8 protein-coding genes and 1 riboswitch are annotated in these 8956 nt (G+C 54.7%); all 8 genes read right to left on the reverse strand.

The genetic code is table 11. The annotated features are described in order from the left end of the window. Window positions 1-101: 101 nt before the first annotated feature. A complete protein-coding gene (gene purK, locus HRQ60_RS16250; protein WP_425501695.1) occupies window positions 102-1190 on the reverse strand; it encodes a 5-(carboxyamino)imidazole ribonucleotide synthase in 1089 nt (362 codons plus the stop codon). Between the two features lie 170 nt (window positions 1191-1360). After that, window positions 1361-1843, reverse strand: a complete 483-nt coding sequence (purE, locus tag HRQ60_RS16255; RefSeq protein ID WP_172197337.1) for a 5-(carboxyamino)imidazole ribonucleotide mutase — start codon at window positions 1841-1843, stop codon at window positions 1361-1363. 273 nt (window positions 1844-2116) lie between these two features. Beyond that, a riboswitch (purine riboswitch) is annotated at window positions 2117-2218 on the reverse strand. Between the two features lie 308 nt (window positions 2219-2526). Then, complete coding sequence (locus HRQ60_RS16260) at window positions 2527-2961, reverse strand: universal stress protein (RefSeq protein ID WP_172197340.1); 435 nt, start codon at window positions 2959-2961, stop codon at window positions 2527-2529. 146 nt (window positions 2962-3107) lie between these two features. Next, on the reverse strand, window positions 3108-3404 hold the full coding sequence (locus tag HRQ60_RS16265; RefSeq protein WP_172197343.1) for a DUF1294 domain-containing protein: 297 nt from the start codon (window positions 3402-3404) through the stop codon (window positions 3108-3110). Window positions 3405-3492: 88 nt separating this feature from the next. After that, window positions 3493-4095: a response regulator transcription factor gene (locus HRQ60_RS16270; RefSeq protein ID WP_172197346.1), complete on the reverse strand. Its 603-nt coding sequence runs from the start codon at window positions 4093-4095 to the stop codon at window positions 3493-3495. Then, the gene (locus tag HRQ60_RS16275; RefSeq protein WP_172197349.1) at window positions 4092-4265 is read right to left on the reverse strand and encodes an ATP-binding protein; all 174 of its coding nucleotides are present in this window, start codon (window positions 4263-4265) and stop codon (window positions 4092-4094) included. Before HRQ60_RS16275 ends, HRQ60_RS16270 begins: the two co-directional genes overlap by 4 nt. Before the next feature lie 311 nt (window positions 4266-4576). Next, on the reverse strand, window positions 4577-5788 hold the full coding sequence (locus HRQ60_RS16280; RefSeq protein ID WP_172197352.1) for a GNAT family N-acetyltransferase: 1212 nt from the start codon (window positions 5786-5788) through the stop codon (window positions 4577-4579). A gap of 448 nt (window positions 5789-6236) precedes the next feature. After that, window positions 6237-8021 carry a right-handed parallel beta-helix repeat-containing protein gene (locus tag HRQ60_RS23740; protein ID WP_246281362.1) on the reverse strand — a complete coding sequence of 595 codons (1785 nt, stop codon included), beginning with the start codon at window positions 8019-8021 and terminating at the stop codon, window positions 6237-6239. Between the last annotated feature and the right edge of the window lie 935 nt (window positions 8022-8956).

Below are 8956 nucleotides of genomic sequence, written 5' to 3' on the forward strand. Positions count from 1 at the left end.
AAGGCAGCCGCGGCGCGCGGATCTTCTTCCATTATATAGGGCGAATCCGTCAGGATGCGCATCGTCTCTGTTCATTTACGTCAAAAATAGAGCCTGCCGCGTTATCCCACCGACCAGATGCCGGCTTCGTCGATCCAACGCAGCGCGTCGGCCGTGTCGCCGCAGAGCAGATTGATATGCCCCATTTTGCGGCCGTTCTTCGCTTCGGCCTTGCCGTAGAGATGGAACTTCGGCCGCACCTTCTCCGTGCCGACGCTGCCCGGCGACAGCATCAGCTTCGTCACGCCGTCCAGATGTTCGCCGAGGACGTTGACCATGACGACCGGCGTCCGCAGCTCGGGACTTCCGAGCGGCAGCCCGCAGATCGCGCGCACATGCTGCTCGAACTGCGAAGTCGTGCAGGCCTCCATCGTGTAATGGCCGGAATTGTGCGGCCGCGGCGCGACTTCGTTCACGTACAGCCTGCCGTCTTCGCCGTAGAACATCTCGACCGCGAGCAGCCCGACCGCGCCGAGCGATTCGGCGATGCGGGCGGCGAGCCGCTCCGCTTCGGCGAGCACGTCCGCCGGCACCCGCGCCGGCACGATCGAAGCATGCAGGATGCCGCCGCGGTGAATGTTTTCCGCCGGCGGGAACGTGCTCGTCTCGCCGAGCGAACTGCGCGCCGCGATCACCGAGATCTCGCACCGGAACGCGATGAACTGTTCCAGCACCAGTTCCGCGCCCGTGACCGCCAGTTCCGCGTAGGCCGATGTCACTTCGCTGCGGCCTCGGATCACGAACTGCCCTTTGCCGTCGTAGCCTCCGGTTGCGGTCTTGAGCACGCACGGCGTGCCGAGACGCTGCACCGCCGCGTCCAATTCCGCTTCGCTCTTGACCTCCGCGTAAGGCGCAACCGTCGCCCCCGCCGCTTCCAGCGCCGCCTTCTCGCGCAGGCGGTGCTGCGTCGTGTAGAGCAGCCGGCTGCCCTGCGGCACATACGACCGCTCTTCGAGCAGAGCGGCTACTTCCGCGTCCACGTTCTCGAACTCGTACGTGATCACGTCCGTGCGCTGCGCGAGCTCCGCCGCCGCTTCCTGGTCGGAGTAGGCGGCGACGATCTGCGCCGCCACCTGCCCGCTGGGGCCGTCCGGCGCCGGATCCAGCGCCACGAAGCGGTAACCGAGCGGCGCTCCGGCCAGCGCCATCATGCGGCCCAGCTGGCCGCCGCCCAGCACGCCGATCGTCGCGCCCGGCGCGATCACGCGAGCCTGTCTCCCGCCGTCTGCGCTGCGCTCTGCCGCCGCAGCCTCGCCCGCCGGGCCGGATTGCCGCCCGGCTTCTAACGCTCCGCCTTGTCCCATGCCGTTCGTGCCGTCCGTCATGGCAGCTCCGCTTCCAGCACTTCGCGCTCGATTCTCGCGCGGCGGGCCGAGACGCGGTCCATGACCTCGTCGTCGAAAGCGCCGACGATCTGCGCCGCCAGCAGGCCGGCGTTGATCGCGCCGGCCTTGCCGATCGCGACCGTCGCCACCGGAATGCCGCCCGGCATCTGCACGATCGAGAGCAGCGAATCCATGCCTTTGAGCGCGGCCGACTGGACCGGCACGCCGATGACCGGCAGCGGCGTCTTGGCCGCGACCATGCCCGGCAGATGCGCCGCGCCGCCCGCGCCGGCGATAATGACCTTCAGGCCGCGCCCGCGCGCCTGCTCGGCATACTCGAACATCAGATCCGGCGTACGGTGAGCCGAGATGACCTTTTTCTCGTACGGAATTTGAAGTTCCTCAAGGATCTGACAAGTGTGCTGCATCGTTTCCCAATCGGATGTGCTTCCCATGATGACCGCTACCTGCAAAGACATAATTCACGCTCCATATCGATCGATTTAAATAGAAAAAGTCCGGCACTTCCTCAAAATCGCAATGATCTCTCGGGAATCCGGACTCGGAAAAAACGGGATTGGCCTGCTCTTCCCCTGTCCGCCAGGACAAGCAAAGACGAAAATGCGCGTTACGCGGCCTGCAGAAGCAGGCGGGAAGCGGATTCTCGTCCGGGAAAACAAGAGCGGAGGCGGGCTGTCAGCGGTTCGGGTATCGGAACCTTCGACAGCCTCAGGCGGCAGGTCAACAGCCGCCGTGCCTATCGTTTATTCCGTAGTCCGGGAATTTACGGTTCCCGGGTAGATACTTCCGGGCCCTATTCCCGGCGTTATACGGTAGATGTTCAGTTCGTTTCGAAGGCGCGGTGACACGCGCCCGACTTCTGTTCCAGTTTAACAATTCCGTACATGCCGTGTCAAATTAAAAACCGAACATTTTAAAATGGTAAAATCCGAATGTTCGCTTTTTCACTTCAACCAAGCAAAATATGAACGAAAACGCCTTCTATAACCCGCTGTGCGCCGAATTTGTAAATTTCATGCAGAATAATGTGCCGTCGTTCCGATTTCCCCAAACATCAAAAGGCCCGAAAAACGCAGTGCGTTTCCCGGGCCTTCCCTTCTCGTTTTTGCCCTGCGGCTTCACGAGGCGGGCATATTTCGATTTACTTCACGACCAGCACCGGTACCCGGGCCTGCTGCACCACGTTGTGGCTGACGCTGCCGAGTACGAATTCGCGAATCGCCCCGAGACCGCGGCTGCCGATGACAATCAGATCGGCATCCAGCTCTTTGGCATATTCGAGAATCAGTACGGCAGGCGCTCCCTGGCGCATCTCGATCCGTGCATCGACTTCCGCTTCGCGCAGGCGCCGACGCGCTTCTTCAACGGTCTGCTCCGCGAGGTCGAAGAACTCTTTGTTGACGCTGCCCGGTACCGGCGCAATGCCGTCTCCGACGAAAAAGCGCGGGTAATCGTAAATATGCAGCACTTCCAACACGGCGCCGGGCGAAGCTTTCGTCAGCGCTGCCGCGCGGTCGAGTGCTTTGTTCGACGCTTTGGAACCGTCATAGGCCACCAGAATTTTGGAAAACAGCATAATCAAGCACCTCTTTCTTCCTTTCGAATTCGGAATCCTTCCGGTTCTGCCAGATCTCCCAAACCGGACATCCGTTCCTCTTCATTATTACCCTTTCGAAAAGAAAACTCAAACGTCCTTGCTTGCTTTTCCGCCTTTTTGGCTTTTTACCGGTTCAACCAGTAAAACAAAGCTCCGTATACGGCGATATTGAGCAGCAGAAGCGCCGGAACACCGAACTTAAACGAATTGTGCTGCGTTTTGTGCCGCTTGCTGCGCATCGCCAGCCAGATTCCAGACGCTCCCCCTACAGCCGCCCAAATAAACAGCGTGCGTTCCGGAACCCGGCGCGCATTTTTTTTGGCACGGCGCTTGTCCGATGCCATTACGGCGTAAGATCCGATATTGAGGATCAACAACCAAGCCGCAAGCGCCAGATCCGCCAAAGGAATCGTAAAAGTCATGATTTATTCCACCCCGTTTCCGTACAACCCGTTTCTTCCGACAAAGGGGCTCCGTTTCGGCCTTTTTCACGCCCAGCGGAACCGCCGTTCAGATCCATCCTTTTTCTTCCGCCAGCTTTACGGCTTCGATCCGGCTTTTGACGGCCAGCTTGCCCAGCGTCTCGGAGATATAATTGCGAACCGTGCCGTAGGACAAATGCAGCTGCTCCGCAATTTCTCCGGCGCTGCTGCCGCCCGCGGCCAGACGCAGAATTTCCTGCTCGCGCGGCGTCAGCGGATTCTCTTCCCTCATACTGCCGAACACAAGCTCCGGCGATACTTCGCGGTGGCCCTGCATCACGCGGCGAATCGCTTCGGCCAGTTTCTCGATCGGCTCGTCTTTGAGCAGATAGCCGCGGATATCGGCTTTGACCCCGCGTTCAAAATAGCCGGGGCGGGCGAAGGTGGTCAGAATGACCACTTTGCACGAAGATCCTGCGGCTTTCAAGCGCTCGGCCGCGTCCAGACCGCTGACCTTCGGCATCTCGATATCCATCAGACAGACATCGGGATTCAGAGCTTCGATCAACCGCAGCGCTTCTTCGCCGTCTCCGGCTTCGCCTACCACTTCGATATCGTCTTCCAGGCTGAGCAGGGAAGCCATCGCTCCGCGCAGAAGACGCTGGTCTTCGGTTATTATAATACGGATCATCCTATTCCGCCTCCTTGTTGTTCGCGCACAACGAGAGGGATCCTGACGCTGAGCGAAGTGCCGCGGCCTTCCCGCGGCTTGAGTTCCAGCGTCCCTTCGATCAGGGCGAGACGTTCTCGCATGCCTCTTAACCCGTTGCCGCCCCCCACGTCTTCCAGTCCGCTGCCCACCGTCTCTTCATCTTCCGAACTTGCCCGCAGCTCCGTTTTTGATGGCTGCTGTCGAATCGGAGGATGCGGGATTCGAGGGCGCAGTCGACGGCTGCTGTCGAATCGGAAGATGCGGGATTCGACGGCTGCTGTCGAATCGGAAGATACAGGATTCGAGGGCGCAGTTGATGGCTGCTGTCGAATCGGAGGGTGGAGAGCAGGAAAAGACCGCAGCGGGAGGGCTGCGGTCAAGGGGGAGTTATGCACATGTGGATAACGTTTGGGAATCTTCTTTTTTTATTCGAGTTGTTCGAGTGCTGTGGGTAAGCTGTTCAGAAGTAGTCGGGCAGGTAGGGGGTACGGGCCGGAATCAGGGTATCCAATCTCGCTGCGACAGCTTCGGAGGCTGACAGCAGGCCGACGCGCTGAAGTTCGGAAGGACGGCGGTAGCCGAGCAGGATCGCAGTCAGGATACCGATCGTAACGGAAATGGTCGGTAGCGCCGCAAGAGCGGGATTCGCCGGCAGTTCAGGGTCGCCGGAGGCCAGGAAAGGTTCAAGGCGCGCCGATCCGTCGGTCGACACGGTCCAGATCCATCGGCCGTCGTTCCAAGGAGCGTCCCGGTCTTCGATCTGCAGGGCAAACCGGGTGTCTCCCTCGCTTTCGGCGGACGGCGCAAACGGATAGGCTTCGATAAACGCCGCCGCATCCACGATCCGTCCCATAAAGTACGGCTCGATCTCCTGCTTAATCATCGGATCGGGCAGCAGCAGCGACAACGGATCGTCGACAGGAAGTTTGACCTGCACTTCTTTTAATTTGGAATCGTGGTTGACGATAAAATCCCACAACCCCTGCCGCGCCGTCTCGTTCAGCCAGAAGATCTCTTCCGTGATCCATTTGCGTTCCTCGATGGCATACAGCACGTACCCTTCCGCTTCGCCCGTTTCATTGTAGTAGACAGCCGTGTACGGAATCCCGTTCATGACTCTCTGCTCCCACCAGCTGCGGCTGCGAACCAGTGGCCCATTGTAACGCCGGATTGCCCGGTCATAAATCGACTGCAGAACATCCAGATCGCGCACCTCGCGTATGACACGTCCGGGTACATTTTGACGAGCCGGCAGCTTATCCACAGGGATCGTGTAATTTTTATTGTCCGTAAACAGTTCCCAACCGTACTTGCGGTAAAAAGAAATAGAGAACGGGTGCAGATACGAAACAAGCTGTCCGTCCGCTCTCATTTCTTCAAGGGCACGGCGCAGAAGCCGGGATACCATCCCTCTGCGGCGTTTCTCCGGCCAGGTTGCGACTCCGGCGATTCCCCCCATTCGAACAGGTCTGCCGTGGATATAGACTTCAAGCGGAATAAGCAGCAGTTTGGCGCAAAGCTCGTGATCTTCGAATACGCCCCAGACTTTCTCTTCTCCGAAGCGTTCGCGTCGTTCCTCCTTTTGCTGTTCGCTCAACGTATACAAAAAGGCATACTGGGACAACTCGATATTGGCATCGAAATCCCGGTCTGTCAGCAGTCTGATTTCCATTCCCCGATCTACCCCTTTCGCGTTACGATCTTGTTGATTTCTTTTTCACTCAAAAAGGCACTCTTGTTCTTTCTCCGCTTGGCTTCGAACTCCTTCCATATTCTCGACTTCATCCGCTTCTCCCGCTGTCTTTTTTATTCTCTTTTGCCGGATTCATTAACTTAAACGAAAAAAGCTCTGAAAACGATACTCTCTCTTTTTTATTTTATTATTTTTCAAGAATTTTGTTTCGCTGCTGTTTGATACGGGTATACCACTATATAAAGATTTTTAAACAAACGGAAATGCTTGAAACACAGGCGCGGCAGGCAGCTTTGAATAACGGGATATTGGCATAAAAAAACGGGAACCAGTTAACAGCTGGTCCCCGCGAATCGAATCTTTGTGAGAGAAGATTGGATGAATTATATATTTCCAAATGAACAAGTGTTACTCATTTGAAAATATATTAAAAGCCGATGTTATCGATCAGTTTGATGATCCCGTTCTTGAAAGTTGTTGCCGCGCCGTTTGTGTTGACCAACGTGTTACGCTCAAACTTGACGTTCTTGATCGTTCCGTCCCCCCATACGCCGATGCCGCGATGCGCGCCGTCCGTAATGGTGTTGCCAATGAACTCGACGTTGTCGATCGTGCCGGTCCCTCCGTAAACCAGAATGTTCGGATGGTTTTGCGGTTCTTGAATACCGGTATGGTGAATGGTATTGTTCAGGACTTTGACGCGATCCACGTTCAGCGTATCGTAAGATCCTTCGACCGAGATATAGATGCCGGCCATCATGGTATCTGCCACTTTGTTATTTTCGATCGTCACATCAACTCCGCCTACTACCGAAATTCCGCGAGCTTTCGAGAAGTTTCCGATCGTATTTCCACGAACCGTAATGTTAGTGACCGGTGTTGGACTTGTACCGTAGCTGACAACCGCGATTCCGTCGTCGCCTACTCCCATAACCGTATTGTTTTCGACCGTAATATGATGGGTTTCCGTTGTCATGTGAATTCCGTCCGCTCCGGTATTTTCAACGGTATTGTTGGAGACCACACCATTGTTGGAGCCGTAAGCCATCATGATTCCCGCCGTACTCGATTTGCTGACATAAACATTATCGATGACAAAGTTGCTTGCGCTGCGAACCGTGATGTTGTTTTTGTCATGCGCTCCGTTTCCTCTGGCAATCGTCGTTTGATAAGCGTGCTTGAGATTTCGAAGCTCTACGCCGCTGCCTTTGAGATCGATCGATCCGCCATCCGGGTTAGTGGACATCAGCACCGTCGATTCCTTGCCTGCGCCTTCCACACGAATACTGTCGATGGTCAGGATACGGCTCAGTGTAAACTCGCCTGCAGGAATGAACAGTGTTTTTCTCTGTTCTTTGGCCGCTTTGGCCGCTGCTACAAATGCCGCATAATCGTCTTTACCGTCATTAGCCACAGCCCCGAAGTCCGTAACGGACAATCCGACAGGTGTTGGTGTTGGTACCGGCGTTGGTGTTGGTGTCGGTACTGGTGTTGGTGTTGGTGTCGGTACCGGCGTTGGTGTTGGTGTCGGTACTGGTGTTGGTGTTGGTGTTGGTGTTGGTGTTGGTGTTGGTGCTGGTGTTGGTGCTGGTACCGGCGTTGGCGTCGGTGTTGGTTCAGGTACTGGTGTCGGTGTCGGCGTCACTGCGGCTCCCGCGGTAAACGAAATCCTGGGATTCCACAGCGTTTCGTCATCTTGGGTAGTGCCGTTTTTATTTACGATAAAAGAGATCACGGTTCCTGCTTCTACCGGAACAGCACTCACATTTTGCGGCTTGTCGCCGGTTCGCGTCGTAATCAGCCCGTTCCAGAGTACCGTACTGTCTTTTTGAACGCTGGCTACAATACCGTCGCCTTTACTGCCGCTTTTTTTGACGATTCCTGTAATCTCGATAGTTCCGGGTCCGGGTGCAGTCCAGGTACGGACAGCATCCGTAGTATCGCCCGGATACTGGGCACTGGCCGAAACCCAAGGAAAGCCTGCCGGAGTACTCCAGAACTTTTTGACGCTGTCATAAGTCAGATCGGAGTAAGTGCTTCCTGCTCCTTGTTTATAATACCAGCCTTTCAGGCCCTGCGAAGTTGTACTAAAATCCGGCGAAGCCTTATAGATGACCGAAGTGGCGGCGTGAGCTTGACCCAACGACCCCATGCCGCTCCCAAGCCCCAGAGACAGTGCTGCAATCGCAATAATGATCTTGTTTCTTTTCAAGATGTATCCCTCCAAATGTTGTTTAAAAACCAGAAAAGTGAACGAGACGGAACGACTGCCTCACTGTGGATCTCGACCGTGCTTAGGCAGCCTTTATATAAAAGGAGTTCATTGGGTAGTCACTGCTTCAGCGGCACTGTCGATTGAATATGCATGTATATTCATTTCAATGTTGGATGATCGCCCTGAAGCGTTGCGCTTATATTCTTTATATCGACGACATTGTTCAAGAAGTTACACTATGGCAGTTTATCGAATCGAAAGACCCAGACTTCTGGAAAAAACCCCTGCCGCATCCACAACTAAAGTCCAGGTTCCATTTTTAAAAACAATGCTTTTTTGCCTTTTCTATTCCATTTTTGCCTTTAAAAGAGTTAAAAATGACAGATTTGCTTGCTTGAACCTAGCTTGTGAGTAATGTAAGCAAAATAAAGACTAATTTTCAGAAAATAAAAATTGGTATTCAAACTAAAAGTGAAAATAAGTACAATTTAATATGATATAGGAACAGACTAGGAACATCCAAGAAGATGAGAGACTAAATTAGGAACTCTGTTCGATGAGAAAGAGAGATTAGTCCTGTTCACAACTGTATATATATTCATTGAAGGATCTTTCCTAAGTAAATTGCAGTCATGAATGGGTCTTGGCGATTGAGAGTAGGAAGGGTGTCCGGGGGTTTTTATGCGCTGTTTCCAATTGTGGATAACGTAAGATCTTCCAGATCTAATCCTCATAGGCTTGTCCACAACAAACTCTTTCGCATATAAAGTTGTTCAAGCGATGTGGAGAACCTGTGTGTAAGAAAAGAAAACACAAAAAAAGCCTTTACCGCGATTGCGGTAAAGGCTTTTTCTCTTCGGCTTGGCAGCTTCCTACTCTCCCAGGACCCTGCGGTCCAAGTACCATCGGCGCTAGAGGGCTTAACGGTCGTG

The sequence above is a fragment of the Saccharibacillus qingshengii genome (genome assembly GCF_013185195.1).
GTDB classification, from domain to species: domain Bacteria; phylum Bacillota; class Bacilli; order Paenibacillales; family Paenibacillaceae; genus Saccharibacillus; species Saccharibacillus qingshengii.